The following is a 23,692-nucleotide window of genomic DNA, read 5'->3' as shown; positions in this document are numbered from 1 at the left end:
AGGCGAAAAACGGCGGAAAGGGTGAAGGCCACGGCTGTCTCGGTCAATCGAATGTTTACCGTCGGCCTTCGACGGCTGAGGGAAGTCGATGAGGACAACGTGCACATGTTCGACTGGGATCTATCGAGAAACACCTCCAGCGTCCACATTCTGACGCGGATCGCGGAGGAGCGGGGGATGCCGACCACGGCCTGCCTGACGGGAACCGGGCTCGCGGCCGAAGCAGTGATCGACCCGAACACCACGGTCACCGCGCGCCAGGAACTCACCGTGGTGCGCAATCTGCTGGACCGCTTCGGGACCGAACCGGGCCTGGGCGTGGAAGCGGGCAAGCGATACCACATTTCGCTCTACGGACCCTGGGGGCTGGCCATGCTCGCCAGCCGCACGCTGCGGGATTCGGTGGAGATGGCGCTGCAGTACGTGGAGTTGGCGTTCGCGTTCGGGCAACTGCGCTTCGAGGAGACCGAGACCGAGGCGCGGCTGATTCTCGAGGATCAGGAGGTGCCCGCCGATGTGCGGGGATTCCTCGCCGAACGGGTGATGACCGGGATTCAGATGATCGGGCGCGAACTGTTCTCCGCCGGGGTCCCCGTGCAGCGCCTGACCTTCCGGCACCGCGCGCCCGCCGACACCGCCCGCTTCCGCGAGGTGTTCGGCCTCGAACCCGAGTTCGGCGCGGACCGCAATGAGCTGGCCTTCGACGCGGTGTATCTGGACATGCCGCTGCCCCAGGCCAACGAGTGGGCGCGCAGCACCTGCGAGCAAATGTGCCGCGACCTGCTGGCCCGGCGGCACGCCCGGACCGGGGTGGCGGGCGCGGTGCGCGACCTGCTGGTGCGCGATCCGGGCCGGGTGCCCGATCAGGTCGAGGTCGCGGCCGAATTGTTCATGAGCCCGCGCACGCTGTCGCGGCGGCTCAACGAGGAAGGGACCTCCTTCCGCGTCCTTCTCGACGAGGTGCGGCAAGCACTGTCCGAGGAACTGCTCGACCACACCGATATGACGACCGAACAGCTGGCCGCACGGCTCGGGTACGCGGAGGCCGCCTCGTTCATTCGGGCCTTCCGACGCTGGAAGGGTTGCCCGCCACAGGAATACCGCACCCGCAACGGGCGACCGCTGCCCCGCGTGCCCGAACCGGTGTAGTCGGCCGTCACCTCGCACCGGGTCGGCGTGACAGGTGACGGGAAATGTCAATCGTGCGACCGCGACGGCCCTGGTCGGGCGGTACCGCGCGCCGATAGCGTCCCCGGGACATCGGCTGCGCGGAGGTTGCGACGTGGACACTTCCCTACCCGGGGACCAGGGATTCGACTTCGACTGGATCGTGGTCGGCAGTGGATTCGGGGCCAGCGTCAGCGCATTGCGGCTGTCGGAGAAGGGATATCGGGTGGGCGTCCTGGAACAGGGCCGCCGCTACGCCGACACCGACTTCGCCGAGAGGGCCTCGCAGCTGCGGCGCTACGTGTGGCTGCCGAGCCTGGGACTGCGGGGAATCCTGCGCATCGCGCCCTACCGGCACGCCATGGTGCTGGCCGGGGTCGGTGTCGGCGGCGGCAGCCTGGTCTACGCGAACACCATGTATCAGCCGCAGGGCGACGACTTCTACCGGCACCCGCAATGGGCCGAATTGGCCGACTGGCGCGCGGAATTGGAGCCGCACTTTCGGACCGCGTCACGCATGTTCGGGGTCGAGCCGTATGTCGGCGAGCGGCCGGTGGACGGGCTCATGCGCGAGCTGGCGACCGAACTCGGTGTGCCGCAGGGATATCGGCACACGCCGACCGCGGTGTTTCTCGGCGAAGCCGGAAAGACCGTGCCGGACCCGTATTTCGACGGTGCGGGGCCCGCGCGGACCGGCTGTGTGCGCTGTGGGCAGTGCATGCTGGGATGCCGGTACGGGGCGAAGAACAGTCTGCCGAAGAACTACCTATGGTTGGCCGAAAGTGCCGGTGCGACGGTCGTTTCCGAGCTCAAGGTGGTCGATATCGTGCCGCTCGGCGACGGGACCGGTGCGCAGGGCTATCGGGTGCGCGCGCACCGGCCCGGCCTTGTGCGCGGCGGTGCCCGGGAATTCACCGCGCGCGGCGTCGTGGTGGCGGCGGGGGCGCTGGGCACCAATGAGCTGCTCGCCGCCTGTAAACGGCGGGGCTCACTGCCGGAGCTGTCCGATCGGCTCGGAGAAGTGGTGCGCACCAATGACGAATCCATTCCGGCCGCCTCGACCGCGGACCCGGCGGCGGACTATCGCAGCGATATCGCGATCACCTCGAGCGTGTTCCCCGACGAGCACACCCATATCACCAACAACACCTACGGCGACGGTGGCGGGCTGCTGGCCCTGACATACGGACCCGCCACGAATGCCAGCACCGCGCTGGGCCGCTGGGCGCAGTTCCTGTGCGCCTACCCGGGGTATCTGTGGGGCTTGCTGCGGAATCGGCGGTGGTCGCGGCGGACCGTCATCTTCACCGTCATGCGTGGGACCGATGTATCCCTGCGGCTGCGTAGGGGATTCGGTCCCGGCCGATTGCAGACCGAGGCGGTCGGCGCACCGCCCGAGGGGGACTCGGCCGTCGAGATCGCTCGCCGGGTGGCGACCTTGGCCGCGCGGCGCATGAACGGCCAACCGCTGGCGTCGCTGGGGGAGACGCTCGGTTCCGCGCCCATGACAGCGCACTTCCTGGGCGGCGCGGTCATCGGCGCGGATCGCGAGCACGGCGTGATCGACCGGCAGCACCGGGTTTTCGGCTACACCAACCTGCTGGTGTGCGACGGGTCGGCGGTGCCCGCCAATGTGGGGGTCAATCCGAGTCTGACGATCTGCGCCATGGCCGAGGCCGCCATGGCGCATGTGCCGCACGCGGCCGTCACCGCCTGAATTCCCTTGGCACAGTTCTGATCGCGAGAAGGGTCGAGCATGGAGTGGTACGAGCGGATCGCGGAGCTGTCATCGCGCGTGGCGGTGGAGGCGCACGCGGTGGGCACGGTGGTCCGGGCCGGAATGGTGCCGCTGGACGCGAATCTGCCCGCCGCCCTGCGCGCGATGACGGCCTATGGACCGATCGGCGGTGGAATCACCGCCGCGGCACTGCGATTCGGTGATCGGACGGGACTGATCGACGAGCTCGGCGCGTTGAGCTTCGCCGAACTCGACCGGCGCTCCAATGCTCTCGCCGACGCGTTCCGGCGGCGGGGGATCGGGCCGGGGACCGGGGTCGGGATTCTGTGCCGCAATCATCGCGGCTTTCTCGACGCCACCTTCGCCTGCGCCAAGGCCGGTGCGCGGGCGCTGTATCTGAACACCGACTTCTCCGGGCCGCAGGCCGTGCAGGTGTGCGCGCGTGAGGGCGTGCAGGTGTTGATCTACGATCAGGAATTCGAAGCCGTTGTGGCGGAGGTGGATTCACCCAAGGGGCGGTTCGTCGCCTGGATCGACGTCGATACCGATGACCCGACGCTGGAAGGACTCGTCGCGGAGGGTCGCACCACGACACCGCCGCGTCCGACCAAGCCCGGCTCGGTGGTCATGCTGACCAGCGGCACCACCGGCACACCCAAAGGCGCTCCGCGCCCACAACCGAAATCCTTCGCCCTGCCCGCCATGATCCTGGGCAATGTCCCGCTGCGCGGCGGCCACGGCGTCTACATCGCCCCACCCATGTTCCACGCCTGGGGTTTCCTCGGTTCGGTGCTCGGCATCGGCGTTGGTGCGACCCTGGTGACCCGCCGCCGCTTCGACCCGGTCGACATGCTCGACGCCGTGGCCGCCCACGACTGCCGGGCCTGGTGGGTGATTCCGGTGATGCTCAAGCGAATCCTCGATCTCGGGGCCGACGAGATCCGCCTGCACGACATCGACCGGCTGCGGGTGATCGCCGCCAGCGGCGCGCAACTCGAGGGCGCGCTGGCCCGTCGCACCGCCGATGCGTTCGGCGATGTCCTCTACAACCTCTACGGCTCCACCGAAGTCGGCTACGCCGCCATAGCGAATCCCGCCGACCTGCGGGCCGCCCCCGGCTGCGCGGGCCGCCCACCCTTCGGCGTTACGGTCCGCATCCTCGACGCGGAGGGCCGGGCACAACCCACCGGCGAGCGTGGCCGCATCTTCGTCCGCAACACCATCCAATTCACCGGCTACACCGGCGGCGGCACCAAGGAATCCATCGACGGCCTGATGTCCAGCGGCGATATGGGCCACTTCGACGCATCCGGACGGCTCTTCGTGGACGGTCGAGACGACGACATGATCGTCTCCGGCGGCGAGAACGTCTTCCCCCAGGAAGTGGAAGAACTTCTCGCCGCACACCCCTACATAGCCGACGCCGCAGTCGTCGGCGTCGACGACCCCGAATTCGGTAAGGCCTTGCGCGCCTTCATCGTCCCGCGCCCTGACGGCACCCTCGACGCCGAATCGATCCGCGCCCACGTCCGAGCCAACCTCGCCCGCTACAAGGTTCCCCGCACAGTCACCTTCCTGGACGAGCTGCCCCGCAACCCGTCCGGCAAGGTCCTCAAACGCACCCTGCGTGAGTGGGGAGACTAGTTGACGAAGCGGAAGCAGGTGCGTTGGCCTGCGTCGCCGGGCATGGCCGCGCGATGGCAGACCATCGCGTAGTCGCGGCCCGGATGCTTGGACAGGTAGTTCCAGATCGTCAGATTCGAGTGCAGCGGCACGACTTCGGTGGTGCCGTCCTTGAGATATAGCGTCATCTCGCCGTCCGCACCGGCGGGGTCGCCAAGCTTCACATCGGCTAGCCAGCCCAGCGTCCAGATCGGAAGGTCCGGGCTCACATACCAATTGCCCGCGTCGTATGTCGTCCATTCGGGGGTGAGATCGGTGTGCTTGAAGTCGAAGCCCGCCAGGTTGATGGTGAAGTTGATCGGGGGCAGCCAGCCCGCGCTGGTGGTCAGGTCCGGGGAGAGGGGAGTGGGCTGAGGTGCGGCCGGTTCATTGATGGCGGGTGGCAGTGTGTCGGCCAGCGCCGGTGCGGCCGGGGCGGACGCCACCGCGGCCAGGGCAGCACCGGTCAGCAGGCGGCGCGTGAAAGAGCTTGTCATGGTGGGGCTTTCGTCAGTCGTTGGGGAAGCGCAGGCAGGTGCGGTTCGGATTGGGCGCGACGGTGAGTTCGCCGCATACCTCCGCGTACGCCCCGGCGGGACGGCTCGCCGCGACGGCGTACACCACCGGTAGGCCACAGGACGTGCCCACCGGCACGATCTCGGGGGTGCTGCCGTCCTTGGGGTAGAAGGCGTATTGGGCCGAAACACAGCCTCCACCAGACAGATTCGTGGCGGTGACCACGCCCAGAATGCCGGGTGGGATCGCCGGTGTGAGGGTGGCGATATCGCCGTCGAACAGCGCGCCCGCCGGGACGGTCGTGAAGTGGTTGATGCTGGTGCCGCCGAAACTGCTTCCCCAGGACAGTGTCGGCTCGACCGCGTCGGCGTTCGGCGTACCCACCGTGGCGGCCAGCGCCACGGTGCCTCCGGCGACCGCCAATCCGGTCATGATCTTGTGTTTCATCGATCCTGTTGTCCTTCATCGGAATTGAGTGGAATGCGGTTGCGCAGCACCGCCACCGACTCCGAGGCCATGCTCATGGAGATGATGTCGTCGTGTCGGTCGTTGTCCAGGCGCACCGCCGCCGCGGCCTGCCCGCCCAACCCGACGGTGTGCTGTTCGACGTAGCTGAAGGTGCGGTCGCCGTTATTGCGGTAGATCACCGCGGTCGAGGGCAGGTACTGCACCGCCGCGATATCCATGCGCCCGCTGCCGGTGAAATCGCCGATCGCGACCGCGCACGGGGTGATCGGGCCGAAAGTCATTTGCGGCGGGCCGAAATTGCCGTGCCCGTCGCCGTACATGACGGAGAAACTGAAGGTGGCGACATTGGCCGAGATGACATCGGGCTTGCCGTCGCCGTCGACATCGGCGACCTTCAGATCCTCGTCGGGCAGCGGCAGCAGATTCCAGCGCGGGGGCAGGAAGCCGCCATGATGGTCGTTGAGCAGTACCCAGAAGCCGGTGGTGCCCAGATCGCCGGTGAGGATGTCGTCGTAGCCGTCATTGTCGACATCGGCGACCAGCACCGTCGAGCGAATCAATCCCGCTGCCAGCCACTGTGGTTCGGCGAAATGACCGGTGCCGTCATTGTGCATGACGCCGATCGCGCCGGGCAGCGGGACGAGGTTGTTGAAGGCGATGTCCAGGTGCCCGGTGTGGTTGAAGTCGCCGAGCTCCACGCCCAGCGGTAGCCCGCCGGTGCGGTAGGTGACATCCGGGTTCGGATCGCGTGAATACTGGCGATCGACGGTGAAATGGCCGCTGCCGTCATTGAACAGCACCGTGATGCTGAACTGATTGCTCACCACCAGATCGAGATTCCCGGTGCCCCGCAGGTCACCCGCTACCACCGCGTTCGCGCCGATCTCGGTGGGAATGAACTGGGTTCGGCGCAAATGGCCGTGACCGTCGCCGCGCATGATGGCGACACCGCCCGCCACGCCGGTGGCGGCCACCGACTGGTTTCCGTCATGGAAGAAATCGCCCGTGGCCAGGGTCTGCGAGCCGAATCCCGAACCCAGTCCGCCGGAATAGTATTCGGCCGAGTCTTCGAACACCGGATTCGGTCCGCTGGATCCGGTGAGGCTGGATCCGGTGTCCGGAGCGGCGGTGGCCGCGCCCGGCACGCTCAGCCCGGCCAGCGCCAGCGAGGCCGCCAGCGCGCCGGTGGTGAACAGCGTCTTCTTGACCGACATGTGTTGTTTTCCTAGGGAATTCGCGTCTGGCGTCACTGCGGTGTGCAGTCGTGCCAGCCAGGGCTGGAGGTGATGTTCTGGAGGAAGATCTCCGGCCGGAACACCTGGATGAGGGTGGCGCGGTCCGGAATCGTGACGCACAGGCTCGGCCCGTCGTGGCCCTGCGGCGCGTACTCGGTGGCGACCGCCCGCGACAGACCGTCGACCGGCTTGGTCAGGGCATCGCACGCGCTCTGATCGGCGTCGCCGCGCCCGTAGCAGTTGAACCACGCCATCGCGTAATGCACCGACAGCGCAGGCGATTTCGCATTGTGCGGGACGCCCAGCCAGTTGATGGAATCGCCGTGGCTGCCGCCCTCGTAATCGACGAACATCATGGGGTTCGTGCTGCGCGGGTCGCGGCGCTCGCGGTCGTAGAGGGCCTTGGTGCCCAGCGGACCGTCGGTGGCGTCGAATATCGGGTTGTCGGGAAAGAAGCCGTTCTCGTTCAGGCCCGGAATATCGAAGTCCGCGGTCTGCCACTGCACCGCCGCCGAGGCGACGTGGTGGGTGAACCCGGACATGCCGACGAACGAGGACACCTTCGGCAGTGGGCGGCCGTCATAGCCGAAACCCTTGTCCTGCCAATTCAAATACGACGACATGCCGATCGAGCCCACCGACTGACCCCACAGGTTGATGTGGTCCAGATCCAGCATGTCCAGCCACGGGTTGCGCTGGTTCTCCCCGGCCGGGGCATAGGCCGGGTTGATCCGCACCAGGCGCGGATTCTGGGCTCGCAGCACGTTTCCGATCTCGTTGTTCAGATCGCTGATCGCGGTGATGTCCTGGCCCGCGACCCAGCGGGTGACGTCCTGGGCGTCGAGGCAGGAGCCCGGGGCGAAGCAATGTTCGACCTGCAAGAGCGGCGTGAGGAGATCCAGTGCGTTGCCGTCGCTGGCCGGTTGCCCGGCCTGAGCGAAGGTGAAGGAGACGAAGCCGTCGCGGGCCGCGCCCATGGCGTACATGCCCACATCGCTCTGATGCTCCGACGCGCCGGGGAAACCGATGGTCACCGGATACTTCGTCGAATCCGGATGATCGGGATCGACGCCCGCGGGGAAGAACACCTTGCCCGCCAAGGAGATACCGCGCGCGTCGATCATGCGGAACTTCTCGACCGTGCCGGTCTTGAAGGCCGCACCGGACTCGCCGGGGGCACAGGTGCCGTCGACGGTCTCGAACCAGACGGTGCCGTCCGGATTGTTGCACGGCAGCCGGAACTGCGCTCGAGCGTAGGCGGGATCGTCGTAGTCGTCGTCGTGGACCGAGTCGTCGACATCGGCGACACCGAACTGCCCATTGTGGTTCCAGTCCGGGATATACGCCGGATGCGTCGGCCAACCCAGCCCGAAGGGCGCGACATGGGTCAGTGCGTCCCACACCTTCTGGGCCGCGGCCGCAGCGCCCGACGCGCCCTGAGGGGTGTGCCAGGTTTCGGGCTTGGTGAGATCCACGAACGGCTCGGCGAGCCGTCCCGCGCTGTCGAGAATCCCCTCTTGAACGAAGTATTGGAGCTGACCGGGCGTCAGCGCATCGACGAAAGTCCCCGTGAACAGCTGCCCGATCTCGGTGAACACATACGACGGGTCGGGCGGCTGCGGGGCGGGATAGTCATCGGCCTGCGCGGGTGCGGCCGACACCCCGCCGAGCGTCAACAGCGCCGCGGCGGGCAAGGCCGCCAGACCACGAATTCGACGGGCTCTGCGCACCCGAACCTCCTGGCTCACTCGTAGACCGATCCGGATCGGCGGTGATCCGGATCGCACTTCGCATTGAAGTGGCTCAGACAAAGGGGCGGCAGGTCGTGGGCGGCCATGACGTTGATATCTCGCGCCAGGCTCGAGGTGCCCGGATAACGAATCTGGGCAGAGCACCGACATGGATGCTCTTGTGCCGCACAGGCGTCGGCCACAAATGCCAACAACTTGGCCGACCGCGTCCTCGCCCGTGCTCGTGACGGTGGCATTCACTGTCTGGTGCACCGCCGAACCTGGGGAGGACGCAGTGAGAAATTCGAGACGATCCCGCGCTCGGTGCGCGGCCGTGCTGATCGCGGTCGGACTGCTGGGCGCGGCCGCTACCGCTCCGGTGTTGGCCGATGAGCCCGATGCCGTCGCGACCGCACCCACGACGCCAGGCACGGTCGACCCGGCCTACCTGCTGCAGAACATGGCGATGCTGTTGCAGGGCTATCAACACGACTGGGCCATTCCGGCCGAATGGCAGTACTGGGCAGCGCATTTGAGCAGCGTGCCCGGCCGCGCCTTCGCCGATCTCGCGCCCATGCTGGATGTGACGCAGTATCAAGGGCCCGACGGGCAGCAGAAGCTGCGCGACAATATTCAGAAGGTTCTCGACGAGTCGGTGCGTCAGTTTCCGACTGCCCTTGGCGCGCAGCTGATTCCGGCCAATCGACTGTTCCTGCCGAACTGGAGTCACAGCGGGGTGTTCGGCGATCCCGCCGACAACACCCTGGACGGTGACTCGCCGACCACCAGCCCCGGCAATGTCGGGCTCACCGGTGCGTTCCGCTACCCGTGCATCCAGCCCGACGACACCGTTCTCTACGAAACCCGCGGTGGCGATTGCGTTTCCGCCGATACCCCGGGCGCGGACTTCAAACTCGGCGAGGCTCGCAAAATTCAGATCGTGAACTCGCGCGGCCTACGCATCGCGGCGACGCTGTGGCTGCCCGAGGACGCGTTGCACCCGCAGCCGGGCCACAAATTCCCGATGACGGTGTTCACCAATGGTGCCGCGGTGCCGCAATCGTCGTACTACGCCTACACCATGACCGCTGTTCGGCACGGATACATCGGACTGACCTACGACGAGGCCGGGCAGGGTGCCAGCGACGGCACCGTGCTCGACGAGGTGGTCCCGTACAACACCCCGCACTGCTTCGCCTCCGGCGCGTGCCGCGATGTGGAGGACGTGGTGCGCTGGGTGGTCGGCGACGACCTCACCCCCGCACCCGACACCCAGACCGTGCTCGGCGACACCTCGAGCCTCGTCGGATTCTGGAATACCGTGCACATTCCGCGCCTGGGGGAGCGTTACGACCCGGCGTACAAGCCCGCGGGCGACAACGACCGCAATCCCGTGCTCGACCTGATCGACACCGACAAGGTCGGTCTCATGGCCCAGTCCATGGGCTCCATCGCCACCAGCCACTACCTCTACGACCTCGGCCAGGGGCAGGGCATGGATGGCCGCCCGCTGCCGAAACCCGCCGCGGCGGTGCTGATGTCGGGCTTCGAGCCCAGCTTCGCCGACGTCCCCACCCAAATCCAGACCGCCGACACCGACATCCCCGGCGTCACCGACGGCGGCGTATTCCCCATCAACGACCTGAATTTCGGCGGCATTCACCTCGGCTTCGACCCCACCGACGGCCCACTCGGCGGTAAATCCTGGTACGACTGGGTCCGCCGCAACGCCCACGGCAACGCCCCGCTGCAATTCCTCGTCCTGAAGGGCGGCAGCCACGGCGACACCTCCAACATCGACATGGTCACTCCCCGCGCCGTCGGATCCTGGGCCGCCTCAACCCATTACGCCCTCGACTGGCTCGACTGCAACATCACCAAAGACCCCGAGGCCTGCACCCGCACCACCACCCCCGACCCCAACCTCTCCGAATCCGCCGCCGCCGAAATCTCCCCCGCAGGCCCCTTCGGCCCCTCCTACTGCCTGACCACCCCCACCCGCCACGACCTCGAAACCCTCCTCTTCACCCCCCTGAAAACCGCCCTCTCCCGCCTCTACGGCGAACCCGACCCCACCCCCTGCGTCCCCGCGGGCACCCCCATCCCCTTCACCCCGTAAACCCCTCCCAACCACCCGATTTGGCATCCCCGGGGGTGTTCACGCTAAGGTTCTCTGACCGCCAAGCGCGACACCCCAGGTTCTATAGCTCAGCGGGAGAGCACTCGCTTCACACGCGAGGGGTCGCTGGTTCGATCCCAGCTAGAACCACCATAAGGGGCTTATTCAAACCAGCGTTCGCTCGCTGGTCTGGATGAGCCCCTTTCGGCTTTCTGGTGAACGAGCGGCTGGTGCAGGCGCGTCCGGCCTGGTGGAGGTCGGCGAAGACGGGGTGCTTCTCGTCGGTTACCCGCGGTTCGTACGAGTCTTTCCCGTCGTCGATGTAGAAGCGGTGGAAGAAGGTGTCGTTGAGCAGACGGCGGACATCCGGGCCGGCGTCGCGGTAGAGGACGTACGGGTCGGCGATGAGGTCGAGTGCGTGCTTGAGGACGCTGACGCCGATGGCGAGTGTCTCGGAGGTGTTCACCAGACCCGCTTGCAGTCTCTGTCGCTCGTTCTTGAGCTCGATGAGCTTCATCCGGATCTTCGCCTGCGGCATCGAGCCGTCGGTGAGGAGATCGATCAGCCGGTTCTCCTTCTTGTCCAGGTCCTTCAGCTGCCGGTTGAGACGAGCATGCGTGTCGCGGGTGATGTTGTGCTCGTCGGCGACGACCTCTTCCAGCAGTTTTCGGGTCTCGGCCGCGAAGGCCGTCGGGAGTTGGAGGGTGCGGTAGTGCTCTACGATCGCGTCTTCGACCAATTCGACAGGGAGGCTGGGCAGGTCGCATAAGCCCTCCTTGCTTCGTCGGCAGGTGAAGTACGGGTATTTGTTGCCGGTGCGGCTGGTGGTCTGGTTGAACACGAAGCGGGAGGTGTGTCCCGCGTCGCGGCAGCGGGTACACAGCAGGGCGCCTTTGAGGTAGTGATTGTGTACCCGGTCGCGGTTTCCGTTGGCGCTGCGGTGCCGAAGGATGTCTTGTGCGCGTTCGTAGAGGTCGTGGCTGACCAGAGGTTCGTGGCGGCCGGGATAGATCTGGCCTTTCCAGGTGACGTATCCGATGTAGTAGGGGTCGCGCAGCATGTTGTGGAGGGTGGATGCGGAAACCGGTCTGCCCGCGGGGTATTGGCTCGTCGGTGGGGACGTCAGCCCGAGGTCGGCCATGGCCGCCTCGAGATCGTCGAGTCCGTAGTCGCCGGTTGCGTAGAGCTCCCATGCCTGCACGACGAGTGGCGCACGCTCTTCATCGATCTTGATGGTGTTGACCTGCCGGCCTTCGAACATGATGCGGGCGTTGACGTATCCGAGTTTGGCGCGATTGCAGGTGCCGCCGTTCATTGCCTTGTTCAGCAGCTTGATGCTGATGTCCTGGCCGGAGAGCTTGTTCTGGGTGTCGTTGAAGATGTCGGTGATGGCGGCCATCATGTCGGCGTAGACACCTTCGCCGAAGTCCTCGCGCGCGGAGATCAGCTTCACGCCCATGTTGTCGAGCTGTCGCTTGGTGACCGCGGCGTCGATGTAGTTGCGGAACGCTCGGGATCGCGCGTAGACGATGACGTACTTGATCTGCGGATTCTCTTGGAGGTAGGCGATCATCTCCTGGAACACCGGCCGCTTCTCGATCGTGCTGGCCGAGACGCCGGGCTCGACGAACTCCTTGACGATAGACGCCGGTAGAGCGTCCGAACGGTGCTGAACAACGGCGCGCTGAGTCGCGATCGAGTTGCCGTCGGGGTCAATATCGATCGCTGTGCTCAGCTGCTTCTTGTCCGAAACCCGCAGATATGAGACTGCGGGCTCGGGGATACCGGATCCTTTCACGTGCTCTCCTCGGCGTTCTTGGATTTTTTGGCCAGTGCAATGACCGCCCGGCTCAACCTGCGCAGGTCCGGCGGGTTGCGTTGCTCGCTCTCCACGAGCACCCGGTGCTCGCGGGACTCCCCGACGTGGATGCGTTCGCGATCAGGCATCGTGGACGCCCGCGCAGTCGTTCTGGAGTGTTGCTATTCGGGGAGTGTTTGCTGTTGACACTTCGAACCTCCTGTATCTCAGCGCAATGCGCAAGGCGGGAAATGTTGCTACTGGATCGCTAGCGCCTCATCGTGTCGAGCCCTGAGATGTCCGAGGCTTGCGGACGGTACGGCGGATAGCGTCGAGCTCGCGTTCCTGAGCGGCCTCCGTCGCGTCATGACGTATGCACTCCGCGAGAATGCGGCGCAGGCTTTTCGGCGTGCCTTTCGTTCCTCGGCGGTAGTTGAGCCTTCCGGTTTTCGACATCTTTTCTCTCCCTTCGTGTTTCGGCGGATAATCTGCCGTCGCAGTTGTGATCTTGGTCGGGCCCGTGGTTCACTCGAGCTCGATCGAGGTGCCGCGGTTCGGACCGGATTCCGGTGCTGGTGGTGGCGGAGCGGGGATTCGGTGGGCGATGTCCGGCGCGGCGGGCTCCGGAGATGCGGCCGCGATGAGGCCACCGATTTGGGCCCCGTTCGCGGACTGTTGGGTCGTCACCAACTCCGGGTTGAGGTGGCGATGCTCAACCTGTTCGAGGTGACTGAGGTGTGCGTCTTGTTCGCGTTTGCGCATGAGGGCGCGGAGTTGGTCGGGGTTGTCGTAGCCGAGGTGGCGGCACAGGGCGGGGGTGGCGTTGAGCATGAGGCTCCAGCCGCGTCGGCGGCCCTTGGCGGCGAGGCGGTCGTCGAGGGCGCGGCGGCGGGCGAGGGCTTCGGGGCTGGCGGCTTCGTTGCGTAGGTCGCGTTCGAGGGCGTCGAGTTCGGCGTGCGCTGCTTTGAGTTCGGGCAGGCGGGTGAACTCGGGGACTGGTTCGGTTTCCAGCTGTGTCAGGCGGTTTCGGTCGCGGTCGAGGTCCCAGCGACGATGGTCGAGCGCTTTGGGGAGGTCGGCGACGAGATTCTCGACGCGGGTCATGATCCCCGAGGCCAGACGTGCCTGGGCGGTGTCGTGTTCGGCCTGGGTCATGGCGGCGGCTTTGAGGTTGTCGAGGTAGAGCGCTTCGTGTTCAATGGATTTGACGACCGGCAGACCGAAGGGTTTGACGTAGAGCAGCGAATCGGCAGCGTTGTAGCGGACCTCGATCTCGATGCCCGAGAGCCTGCCGATGGTGACGGCTTCGTCCGCGGGACGCGCACGTAATCGCATGGCGGCATCACGCAGCGCGGCCACCAGTGCGGCTGAGGCTTCGGGGCGCTTGTCGTAGTTGACCTCGCCGATGACGACCGGTGGCGTGGTGTCGGTCTGCCGTTGGCAGTCGAGCAGGGCGACGATGTTGTCCAGTTCGAAGACGGCCTTCTCGTGGGCGGGGATCGCGGCGCGTAGAGCGACGAGTTCGCGTTCGCGGCTGCGGGTGGCCGCGAAGTAGGAGTCGTGTTCGGTTTGCAGTTCGCCGATGAGTTGGTCGAGTTCGATGCGTCGGACGTAGCGCTGATCGCCGGTGGCGACGGCCTTGATCATGGCGGCGTTCTCGGCCAAGTCGTCGGCTCCGAGGTCGGCGACGCGGCGGGCGGTGCGGTCGGCGCGCCGGTATTGCTCGATGAAGTGGGCTTTGCGTTCGACGGTCTGCCACATATAGACGTCGAAGGTCTTCTCCGCCACGTAGCAGAAGATGTCCACGACCGCGTTCTGGTTGCCTTGCCGGATGATTCGGCCTTCGCGCTGTTCGAGGTCGGCGGGCCGCCACGGCACATCCACGTGATGCAGTGCGACAGCGCGGGTTTGGATGTTGGCGCCGGTTCCCATCTTCTCGGTCGAGCCGAGCAGCACCGCGATCTTGCCGGAGCGGCAGTCGGCGAACAGCTGGGTCTTGGCGGCGGGCCCGGGGTAGTCGTGGATGAATGCGATCTGCTCGGCAGGGATGCCCCCGGCGATGAGCTCGTGCCGGATTGCGTCGTAGATGCTCCAGCTGGAGTGGTCGGTCTTGGGGGTGGCGCGGTCGCAGAACACGATCTGCAATCCGCCGAGGATCGGGGAGGGTTCGTCGGTTTCGGGGTCGAGGTAGATGTTGTCTTTGGTGGCCGTCCAGGTGGCGAGGATGCGTTCGGTGACCACGGTCGAGCGCAGCTGTCCGGGTTCGCTGGGGTCCGGCACCCGAAGGTGGGCGCATCGGGGGTCGAGGGTGGCGTTGCGGCCGTCGGTGGCGACTTTGAGCGGGTTGTCGATGTCGGGGCGGCGGGGATCGAAGGTGTCGGCGCGGTGGCCGAGATCGGTGATGAAATCGGCGACCTCCTGCGGTGGTTCGAAGGAGACGACGGTGCGTTCGCCGCCGCGCAGCTCCGGCAGGGTGGCCGGGATCTGGTCGCGGCTGACCGAATCGGCGAAGGCGCTCGTCATCGCGATGAGGTCGCCGACGTTGACGAATTCGGCGACACGGGTCTTGGGTTGAAAGCGTGAGCCGGAGGAGTTGAGTTCGATGGTTTCGCGGGTGGCGGTGAACGCGCCGCCCCACGAGTCGAGGTGCTCGACTCGCGCGTCGCGCAGTAGGTCTGGGCGTAGGTAGCGGTTCATTACCCACAGTTCCGACAGCGAGTTCGACAGTGGGGTGCCGGTGGCGAAGGTCGCGACGCGTTCGATGTATGCGTCTTCGGGAATGCCTGCGGCGGCGGCTTCGCGGCGGCGTTTGCCGCGCAGGTATTCCAGTTTCAGTAGCAGGTCTTGGGCTTGTTGGCTGCCTGGGGCGCAGGCGAGTTCGTCGATGTTCGACACGCGCAGCAGGTTCTTGAAGGAATGGGCTTCGTCGACGAACAGGTAGTCGCAGCCGGAGGCTTCGAATCCGAGCCCGGTGTCCTGCCGGATTTCGGCGAGGAGCTTCTTGAGCTGGTTGGTGGCGGTCTTGAGCCGCAATTCCAGGATCTTGACGGCCTTCTTGCCCGACAGGATGCCGAGGGCTTCGGTGAGTTCGTCGATTTGCTCCTGGTAGTAGGCGGTGCGGGTCTGCGCCGAAACGGGCATGAGCTTGAACGAGCTCATCGGCACGATCACCAGATCCCAGTCCTGCGCGGCGGATTGGGCGATCAGCCGTTGGCGGGATTCGCGATCGGTGCCCGCGGTGCCGGCGAGGATCTTCGCGCCCGGATACCACTGGGCGGCCTCTCGGGCCATCTGCGCGATCAGGTGGTTGGGGACGACGATCCAGGGCTGTCGAGCCAGGCCGAGGCGGCGTAGCTCCATCGCGGCCATGATCATGGTCCCGGTCTTGCCCGCCCCGACCACATGATCGAGCAGCACGGTGGGCTCGGAGATGATGCGCGCCACTGCATTCCGCTGATACGGATATGGCGCATACAACACCCCGAGACCGGGCAGGCGCAGATGCGAGCCGTCGAACTCGGGGGCGACGATGGTGTTGAACAGCTCGTTGTAGCGGTCGATCAACCGTTCGCGACGGGCGGGATCGCCTTGTAGCGCCCACATTTCGAACTCGGTTGCCAACCGGCGTGCCTTGGCCTGTGCGGCGCGGGTGGCGCGGGTGTGGAGCTTGTCGCCGCCCGTGGCGGCGTGGAACTCCTTGGACTTGTTGATCTGGATCGGTTTGGAGTTGCACAGCGCGGTCAGGATGTCGATGTGGTCGAACCGTTTGCTCGCGACACCGCAGTAGGCGACGCCCAGCTCGTCGGCCTGGGAGTCTTCGAAGTTGTAGCCGCCGTCCTGATTCGGGTAGATCTTCGGCGCCAAGCCCCATTTCTCGAGATCGGCTTGCCAGTCGTCGTATTCGGGGACGTCGATCACCCATTCCCCGGCGACGCGTTCGACGAGCACCTGGTGTCCGGCGGGGACGCTGAAGGTTTCGCGGATGAACTGCGCGTACTCCTCCGGCGGTACCCAGACCGCGCCGAGCCGGATGTCGACATCGGTGCGCCGCACAGGCAGAACCGCGGTGAGCGCTTCGACATTGGCGCGGTAGCGCGGGTCGGTGTCAGCGCGGGCGGTCGCGGCGGTGAGCTTTTTGAAGACGTTGCCCGACAAGTAGGACGCGGCACTGATCCATGTGTCGGGGTCGGAGATCGACCGGAACGCCAATCCGGTGTCCACCAGTTGCTGGGCAGCGTTCTCCTCGGCGACTGCGAGCAGGCGGGCGATGCGGGGGAGGTCGATGACGCCGGTTTCGTCCAGGCTCACCGCTACCGCGTCCTCGATGCTGCTGGCGTGGGTGATCGGTTGTGCGGCAGTGGCGATCACGTCGGAGGTGAACAGCGGCCCCTTGCTCGCGCGGCCGGTGTCCTCGTCGAAGACCTCGAGCGCGAACACCAGCGCGATGGTGGGATCGTTGCGCAGGACGCCTTCCAGATGCGCCTGCTTGCGGAACGGCTCGCGTTCGGGCTCCCATGCCTGCTCGGTGAAGTGCTCGAGCACCTCGTCGGGAACCGGTCCGGCAAAGGGCTTTCCGGGTTCGCCCTGCTCGATGCGCCACGCGGTGACCGCGGCGTCGACGCGTTCGCGGTGGCGCTTCTCGGTGACCGGGGGTGGTTCGATCCAGGTGAACCGGTTGATGAATCCGTAGGTTTCGAGGTAGCGGTCGTAGCGGCGGTTCAACTCGCCGCGCAGCGCGGACCGTTCGGCGTGCTCGCGGCCTTCGAGCTGGGCCTGCACGAGAGTGGCTGCGACATCACGTAATCCGAGCAGCTCCCGCCATTCGGCAATGCGACGTTTGCCGCGCACCGGGGCTTCGGCCCACTGGGTGCCGGTGAAAACCTCGATCCGCCCGAGCTGTTTGTTCCAGCGCAAGGTGTCGACCGCGACCTCTGTGCTTTCTTCGACCGGCGTCACCAGACCGGTGCCGAACGCGTCGGGGCTGGCGATGACGGTGGAGGCAGGGGTGGCGGTCAGTCCCAGTCCGGCGTCGAGGGCGTTGTCGATGATGCGGGTCAGTCGTCCTGTCACTAGGTGGGCGAGTTCTTCGCCGTCGGGGCCTTCCACGTCGAGGGCGTCGCGGCTGTATTGGCGTTGCCGCCAGCACAATTCGCCGAGGATGTGGTCGGGGTGGGCGAGGAAGTACTTGTTGAGTTCGGCTTCGCGGCGGTATCCGTGCTCGTCGCGGACGGTGGTCATCCCGGATTGGAGATACAGCCGGGTGTCGGCGGTGGGTTCGCGGCCGGGTTCACGGACTCGCCAGATCAGCAGGTCCTGCACCACTCCGGTGCCTGCGACGCGCTGGAATGCTTTTGCGGGCAACCGCAATGCCCCGATCAGATCCGCCCGCGCGGCCATGTGTTCGCGGGCGGTGGCGTCGCGGGTCTCGCTGGTGAAATGTGAGGTCAGGACGGCGACGTAGCCGCCGACGCCGATCAGGTCGAGGGATTTGACGAGGAAGTGGTTGTGGATGGAGAAGTTCGCGGCGTTGTGGATCGGGTCGTAGAGCCGCACCTTCCCGAAGGGCACGTTGCCGACAGCCAGAGTGAACGCGCCCGCCTGCACGCGTGTGTCTTCGAATCCTTCGCAGCGAATCTGTGCCGAGGGGTACAGCGCCGCCGCCGCGCGGGCGGTGATCGGGTCGCATTCGACGCCGACCATCACCGCCTCCGTAGGGGCTTGGCCGATGAAAACGCCGGCGCCGCAGCCGGGTTCGAGTACTCGCCCGCCGGAGAATCCGGCACGTGCTATGGCGTCCCAGATCGCTTGGGATACAGCGGGATCGGTGTAGTGAGCGTTGAGAGTGCCTGCGCGGGCCTGGGCCAGTTCCGCGGTGTCGAGTAGCTGCCACAGCCGCGCGTGTTCGGCCTCCCATTGCGGGTCGTCGGTGAAGATTCCCGGCAGTGCACCCCACCCGGACCAGGCGGCGATCACCTGTTGTTCTTCGGGGGTCGCGTAACGATCCTCGGCGTCGAGGCGTCGCAGGGTCTCGATGACACGCAGGTTGGCGTGTGCGCGGTCGAGTTCCTGCGACGGCACCCATAACCGGGTGCCCGGCTCGAAGTTCACCGGTGCCGGGAGATCGCTGTCGGTATGTGCGTCTGGGGCGGGTTCCGGCTTGGAATCAGGCGACGGTTCTTCGCGGGGAATGTCGATGGTGTCCGCCGCGATGGCATCGGGTCGAGTGGTCGCAGAGGAACCCGCGCTCGCTTCGAGGGCTGCTTCTACACTCTCGCCGGCCGCGTCCGGCGCGGTGTGTCCGATCGGTGCCGTCGGCGTTTGGCCCGCGGCGTCGTGCCACCCGCGGAGGTATTCGTTGATCAGCTCGATAACTTGGTCGGGATCGACATTGCGGCGAGCCAACGCCGTCGCCAGGTCCGGGTCGATGGGTGCGTTCGGGTCGGTGCGACCGGCCCGGTATGCCGCACGGCCCAGCGCGACGAATGCGGCGGGCTCCAGTGCCGTCAGCGCGGCAACGGTGAGATCGGCCTCGGCCGCAGTGCCGACCAGCGTGACGGCACTGCCCGTTCCGGTGGCCGGTTCGGAGGCCGCGTCAAGGGGCGGAAGCTGGTGCGTCCCAGGGGTTTCGGTGGCGACTGCGGCGGGGCGCGTTGGTGTGGCGGTGAGATCGGCGGCGGTGGAGGGCAGCGGTGTGCCGCCGGGGTCGGCGTTGGCGGCGTCGATCGCGCCGCCGGTGTCGAAGAGGGAAAGTTGGTTGGGATCTAGCTGACGGCGCGTGCGCCGGGGCCGTCGAGCGGGAGTCGGTCCGCTCGCATGCCCTGCTCCAGCCGGTTGATAAACGACGCTAACCGTGGATCGCTCGGATCGACCGGCAGCGGTTCGCCGTCCTCGCGCATCGCCTGCGCCAGGTGCGCGGCCATCACCCGCATCAGCATCGACCGGTTCGGCAGCAGCCGATCGGCGAGGTCGTCGAGATCGGGATCCGGCTCGCTTGTCCGCGTCGCCGGATTCCGCCACCGCTCCGCCGATGGGTCGAGCGGCGCCTCCGTCACCTGCGCGTCCTCGACCGGAATGTCCTGCGATGCCGGGATCTTCTCGTAGAGCGCTTCGGTCAGCACCGCTTCGGTCACCTGGTTGCGCAGGTTGTTGATCAGTCCGACCGTGGTCAGGTAGTCCGGCTCCAGCCCCGTTCGCGCCCGCCATTGGGCCAGCGTCTGCGGTTTGTTTGCCGCGATTCGCCGTTGGATCTCGGTGTCGATCGTCGCGGTCTCGGTGCTCAGGAACCGCTCGATCTGTTCGTTGGTCCACTCCGGCGGCAGGCCGATGTGCACGCGCCAGGTCGTTTCGACGATCGCGCGTATCTGCTGAGACATGCGTTTCCTCCTCATCGATCGCTTGCTGCGATGGTGGCACGGAGTCGAAGAGCGCGGGCTGTCCCTCGCCGATTTTCTTGCTATTGGATTTCATTTTCGACTCCTTTCGTGTGCTGGCGAAGTCAGGTCATGGGCGGTGCCCTTCCGGATCGACGCGGGTGTTCGGTTATGCGGCCAGATCGTCGAACCAGCCCGGCGGTACCGAGGTGGTCGGGAACGGCGGGAGGTCGTGGTGGCGGGTGCTGCCGCAGCGGTACATGGGGCCGGAGTCGCCGTCGCAGAGCACGCGCAGATGGGGGTCGGCGTGGTGGATCCACCAAGCGCTCATCGCGTCGGCGGACCCGCTGGCGCGCGCGGATTCCCAGGCCTGCCACAGCGCAGTGAGGCGGACCGCGACTTCGGGATGCCGCCACCATTGCGGGCACCACACCCGCCCGCCGCTGCCGCCGGAGGTGGTGAGTTTCCCGGCAAGTGCGGGGGCGAGCCAGGATTCGACCCAGACACCGACGTTGCGGAACAGCGGTGCAGGTCGCTCACCGTCGCCAGGCTTGCCTGGCCCGGTCATCGCGCACCGTCCTTGGCGAACGGATCGGCGTCAGGTCCGTATCGGCGTAGTGAGTCGCGGATCGCGTCGGCGTATTCGGTGGTGTCCCAATAGGTTTTCTTCAACAGGACCGGTGGATTGCCGGAGGTCCACACCACTGCACGGTCTTTGGGTAGTGCGGCGAGTGTCGCGATGGACAGGATCGGTTCGCGCGACCACGATTGCGAGGTCGAGGCTCCGCCGTGCCCGCGCGAGCGCGACCAGCGGGAGACGTCGTAGTCATCGGCCAGCGCTGATAGGTCAGCGAGATAGGTGCGGTCGCGGACGCCGCCACCGTAGTAGTGCACGTTGGATTGCTCGGCCAGCTGTTTGAGCGATTCCGGGGTCCACACCTCTGCGCCCTGGGCCGGGGATTGCAGGAAGGTGAGCGCGACGACGCCTTGAGAGCCCAAGTGGGAGTACAGCTTCGGCAGTTCCTTCAGCCGGCAGACGTTGGCGGCCTCGTCCAGGATCGCTAGTAGCGGGTCGGGTAGCCGTCCTCCGGTGCTGGCGCGGGCGACGGTGAGCGCTTGGTCGACGATGCAGCCGACGAGCGCGGTGGTCAGCCCGGTGGCCGAGGCCGGGCCTTCCATGGACAACGCATACACCGTGTCGTGGGAATGCACGAACGCGACCGGATTGAATTGCGGCAGACGCTGATTCGCAGACGCTGACCAGTCCGCGAGATCGGTCGTATCGCCATCGATCAGCTTCCGCGCAGGCGGGACGACGGTCGCGGCGGCGGTCGGGTCATTGAGCACGTCGAGGTTGCGCCGCGCCATGTCGTAGAGGCCATCGCGCTGGCGAGGGTTGAGTGCTTGTGCGGTGGCGAGTTTGGTGGCGGCGAACAGATCACCGGCACCGACGAGTTGCCGGTGGGCGGTGGAGTCGTCGGGATCGGCCAGCCAGGCGAGGGTATGGACCAGGTCGCCGTGCCCGGCGGCAGCGGCCCACAGGTACAGGGCGAGGAGTTCCTCGGAGCCGCCGGAGAAGTAGGCGTCCAGGCGCGCATTGTCCTCGCGGGCGGCCGAGGCGAACCTGCCGGCCAGGGTGCGGGCGTCGCCAAGGCCGCAGACATAGGCCAGGGGGTTCCACCACCAGTCCTGATGCGGGTGGCCGGTGATACCTTGCAGGTCGGATTCCCATATGTGGCCGACCTTTTCGCGCACCCCGCGGGTATGGTCGCGCAGGTCTCGCTTGTTGGAGGTGGCGATCGCCGCGGCGGGCGCCGCACAGAGGGCTGGGATCGCCAGGGCGGCGGTCTTGCCGGTGCGCGGCCCGGCGAAACACACCCCGACGTCCTCCCACCCCATGTACACAGGCTTGTCGCCGATCACGGTGCGCCCCAGAATGATTCCGATATCAGTGGCGCGTCGTAGCACGGCGCCGGGGCGCAGGCGCTGCGCTCGGTGGATGGCGGCGGCACCGGTGACTTCGCCGAGGTGCCGCGGTGCGGTCATCAACCGTGCCTGTGCGTCCAGGCGTGCGCGCGGTGTGCGCCCCCAGGGGGCGCGCCACAGAGTGAGAACACCGACTGATGCGGCGAACAGCAGCTCGGTGGGCACCGCCAGGAATGTGGCCTGTATCGGCCACCGCAGACCGCCGGCGAGGAGTTCACCGGCGGCGGCGATTGGATTGACGGGAACGGGCTGGCGGATTCCGGCCCACCGGTCACCCAGCACCCAGCATTCCCGCGCGATCACGGCTGCACCGATCGCGACGAGCAACACGACCAACGCCAGCACCGATTCATCGGTCGTGCCGTGCTGGGACGGACGCTGCGTCACACACCCTCACCCCCGCCCAGATCGGACTCCAGGTCAGCGGAGATCACGTGCTGGTCCAGCCCGACGCCGTTCACCCTGGGCTCCTTCACCGGTGAGGGCGTTGTCGGTTCGGATGTGCCGTGGTCGGGGTGGGCGGCATCGATCAAGCCCTGGATCAGCGCAGCTTCGTCGAGCGCCGTCGCGTCGACGGCGCCGGGTGCCCCAGTGACGCCGTCACCAGGGTCGGCGGATTCACCGACGGCCGAGGTCGTGCGAATTGGGGTGAACGGCTGGGTGGGTTCGTTGGCGATCGGGTTGCGCAGCAGCTCCGGGTCGATACCGATCTCCCGCCGAATCCGGTCGTCGAATTCGGCTGCTGCTTGCGGATTCTCGTCAGCATGGGCTTGTGCCCACGCCCACTGGGCCACGAGCTGTTCTTGCTCGGCACGCATCGCCCTGGCGGTCTCCAGCTCGACGGCGAGATCGGCGTCGGCGGTGCGGTCGATCTGCTTCCAGTGCGTGCGCACGATGCGTTGCGCGCGCTCGGCCATCCGCAACGCGCGCTCGGCGCGTTGCGCGGCACGGTCGTGGATACGCTCGACCTGCTCACGGGCACGCTCGGCATTGTGCACGCGGGTCTGATTCCATTGACCGGCCGCGACAGCTGCGTCCTTGAGTTTGCCTGCCAGACTGCCGAATTCGCGGCGAGCCTGATCGATCTCGTCATGCTCGTTCATGACTACACCGCCTTCCCGTCGTCGGGCTGAGGCGCTGTCGAGGTCGCGGGCGGGTCCTGCGGTTCGTCCTTTTCGACGAAATCGGCGAGTTCGGTGGTGACGTGGCGACCGGGTTTGCGGCACCATTCGACGGCGTGATTGGTAGTGGCGTCGACGTGTTCGACTGTCACCGCGAGGCGGGCGCGTTCGATGCTGCCCGCCAGTGCACGCGGGGTGATCTCCTGCGAGGACAGGTGCAGTGTCAGACGGGCGGCGCCGAAGCGGGCCAGGGTGCGGGCGCGTCCCGCCAGCCAGATCGCCCGGTGTGCGGCAGATAGTTCAGCGGTGGGCTGGTCGCCGCGGTACCACCAGTCGTCGAGGCTGAGATTGTCGTACCAGACGACCCCGTGCGGTCCGCAGACGGCGAAGCTCTGCTGGGCATGATCGGCGGCGGCCCACAGCCGCAGTGCCGGTCCGGTGTCGGCGTGGGCGATGGCTGCGCGGCGGGCAGCGTGGGTGGCGGCGCGGATCTGGTCGAAGTCGATGCCCAGCTGGCGGCGCATCTCGTATTTGACCTTTGGCCACAGGTCGGGGCCGTCGAGTCCGTGCATGACCGCCCAGCCGTAGAGCTGGCCGTGTTCGGTGAACCGGCGAAGGTTGTTCGAGTATTGCGTGACGGCCGAAATAGCTTGATACCAGAGAGGATCGGTGTCGTGACCGTTGTCGTTCATGGTTCTCGACCTCCTCAATCGTTTGTCGTGTCGGGTGTTTCATCCCTCCGAGGGGTTGGGTGAGCTGCTGTCGCGACAGCAGCGGTTGTG

The 23,692-nt window shown here is 66.7% G+C and carries 16 protein-coding genes and 1 tRNA gene; 5 read left to right on the top strand and 12 right to left on the bottom strand.

Going from position 1 to position 23,692, the window contains the following annotated elements; translation table 11 throughout:
- Positions 1-177: 177 nt before the first annotated feature.
- From VMT40_RS32435 to VMT40_RS32425, 3 genes are all read left to right on the top strand, one after another.
- A complete protein-coding gene (locus VMT40_RS32435; protein ID WP_326363093.1) occupies positions 178-1,149 on the top strand; it encodes an AraC family transcriptional regulator in 972 nt (323 codons plus the stop codon).
- A 133-nt stretch (positions 1,150-1,282) separates the two neighbouring features.
- The gene (locus VMT40_RS32430; protein ID WP_326363092.1) at positions 1,283-2,884 is read left to right on the top strand and encodes a GMC family oxidoreductase; all 1,602 of its coding nucleotides are present in this window, start codon (positions 1,283-1,285) and stop codon (positions 2,882-2,884) included.
- Positions 2,885-2,923: 39 nt separating this feature from the next.
- A complete protein-coding gene (locus VMT40_RS32425) occupies positions 2,924-4,549 on the top strand; it encodes an AMP-binding protein (RefSeq protein ID WP_326363091.1) in 1,626 nt (541 codons plus the stop codon).
- Here the strand turns inward: VMT40_RS32425 and VMT40_RS32420 are convergent.
- Genes VMT40_RS32420 through VMT40_RS32405 form a run of 4 tightly spaced genes read right to left on the bottom strand, consistent with a single transcriptional unit; the run spans position 4,546 to position 8,516 of the window.
- A complete protein-coding gene (locus VMT40_RS32420; protein ID WP_326363090.1) occupies positions 4,546-5,064 on the bottom strand; it encodes a hypothetical protein in 519 nt (172 codons plus the stop codon). The genes VMT40_RS32425 and VMT40_RS32420 overlap by 4 nt on opposite strands.
- 13 nt (positions 5,065-5,077) lie before the next feature.
- Positions 5,078-5,530, bottom strand: coding sequence for a hypothetical protein (locus VMT40_RS32415; protein WP_326363089.1), 453 nt, complete (start codon positions 5,528-5,530; stop codon positions 5,078-5,080).
- The gene (locus VMT40_RS32410; protein WP_326363087.1) at positions 5,527-6,765 is read right to left on the bottom strand and encodes an FG-GAP repeat domain-containing protein; all 1,239 of its coding nucleotides are present in this window, start codon (positions 6,763-6,765) and stop codon (positions 5,527-5,529) included. Before VMT40_RS32410 ends, VMT40_RS32415 begins: the two co-directional genes overlap by 4 nt.
- Positions 6,766-6,797: 32 nt before the next feature.
- Complete coding sequence (locus tag VMT40_RS32405) at positions 6,798-8,516, bottom strand: hypothetical protein (RefSeq protein WP_326363086.1); 1,719 nt, start codon at positions 8,514-8,516, stop codon at positions 6,798-6,800.
- Positions 8,517-8,850: 334 nt separating this feature from the next.
- Between VMT40_RS32405 and VMT40_RS32400 the strand changes: the two genes are divergently transcribed.
- Positions 8,851-10,635, top strand: a complete 1,785-nt coding sequence (locus VMT40_RS32400; protein WP_326363085.1) for a hypothetical protein — start codon at positions 8,851-8,853, stop codon at positions 10,633-10,635.
- A 78-nt stretch (positions 10,636-10,713) separates the two neighbouring features.
- Positions 10,714-10,788: transfer RNA gene (locus VMT40_RS32395), tRNA-Val, on the top strand.
- Here the strand turns inward: VMT40_RS32395 and VMT40_RS39455 are convergent.
- The 8 genes from VMT40_RS39455 to VMT40_RS32350 all read right to left on the bottom strand — a co-directional run bounded on the left by VMT40_RS39455 (position 10,745) and on the right by VMT40_RS32350 (position 23,602).
- On the bottom strand, positions 10,745-12,433 hold the full coding sequence (locus VMT40_RS39455) for a recombinase family protein (protein ID WP_442790092.1): 1,689 nt from the start codon (positions 12,431-12,433) through the stop codon (positions 10,745-10,747). The two genes, VMT40_RS32395 and VMT40_RS39455, sit on opposite strands and share 44 nt — an antisense overlap.
- Complete coding sequence (locus tag VMT40_RS32380) at positions 12,430-12,582, bottom strand: hypothetical protein (RefSeq protein WP_326363080.1); 153 nt, start codon at positions 12,580-12,582, stop codon at positions 12,430-12,432. The genes VMT40_RS39455 and VMT40_RS32380 overlap by 4 nt, the downstream gene beginning before the upstream one ends.
- Positions 12,583-12,958: 376 nt before the next feature.
- Positions 12,959-18,541 carry a DEAD/DEAH box helicase family protein gene (locus VMT40_RS32375; protein ID WP_326363078.1) on the bottom strand — a complete coding sequence of 1,861 codons (5,583 nt, stop codon included), beginning with the start codon at positions 18,539-18,541 and terminating at the stop codon, positions 12,959-12,961.
- 653 nt (positions 18,542-19,194) lie between these two features.
- The gene (locus VMT40_RS32370) at positions 19,195-19,806 is read right to left on the bottom strand and encodes a hypothetical protein (protein ID WP_326363077.1); all 612 of its coding nucleotides are present in this window, start codon (positions 19,804-19,806) and stop codon (positions 19,195-19,197) included.
- A 166-nt stretch (positions 19,807-19,972) separates the two neighbouring features.
- Positions 19,973-20,371 carry a DUF4913 domain-containing protein gene (locus VMT40_RS32365; protein ID WP_326363076.1) on the bottom strand — a complete coding sequence of 133 codons (399 nt, stop codon included), beginning with the start codon at positions 20,369-20,371 and terminating at the stop codon, positions 19,973-19,975.
- Positions 20,368-22,176 carry a type IV secretory system conjugative DNA transfer family protein gene (locus tag VMT40_RS32360; RefSeq protein ID WP_326363074.1) on the bottom strand — a complete coding sequence of 603 codons (1,809 nt, stop codon included), beginning with the start codon at positions 22,174-22,176 and terminating at the stop codon, positions 20,368-20,370. Before VMT40_RS32360 ends, VMT40_RS32365 begins: the two co-directional genes overlap by 4 nt.
- Entirely contained in the window at positions 22,173-22,892 is a 720-nt protein-coding gene (locus tag VMT40_RS32355) for a hypothetical protein (protein WP_326363073.1), read from the bottom strand. The genes VMT40_RS32360 and VMT40_RS32355 overlap by 4 nt, the downstream gene beginning before the upstream one ends.
- A 2-nt stretch (positions 22,893-22,894) precedes the next feature.
- On the bottom strand, positions 22,895-23,602 hold the full coding sequence (locus VMT40_RS32350) for a hypothetical protein (protein WP_326363072.1): 708 nt from the start codon (positions 23,600-23,602) through the stop codon (positions 22,895-22,897).
- Between the last annotated feature and the right edge of the window lie 90 nt (positions 23,603-23,692).

Origin of the sequence: Nocardia sp. CDC160 (genome assembly GCF_035818795.1) — a bacterium.
Classification (GTDB): Bacteria; Actinomycetota; Actinomycetes; order Mycobacteriales; family Mycobacteriaceae; genus Nocardia.
Note: the sequence above shows the minus strand (reverse complement) of the source record. Positions and strands in the feature narration are given on the sequence as shown.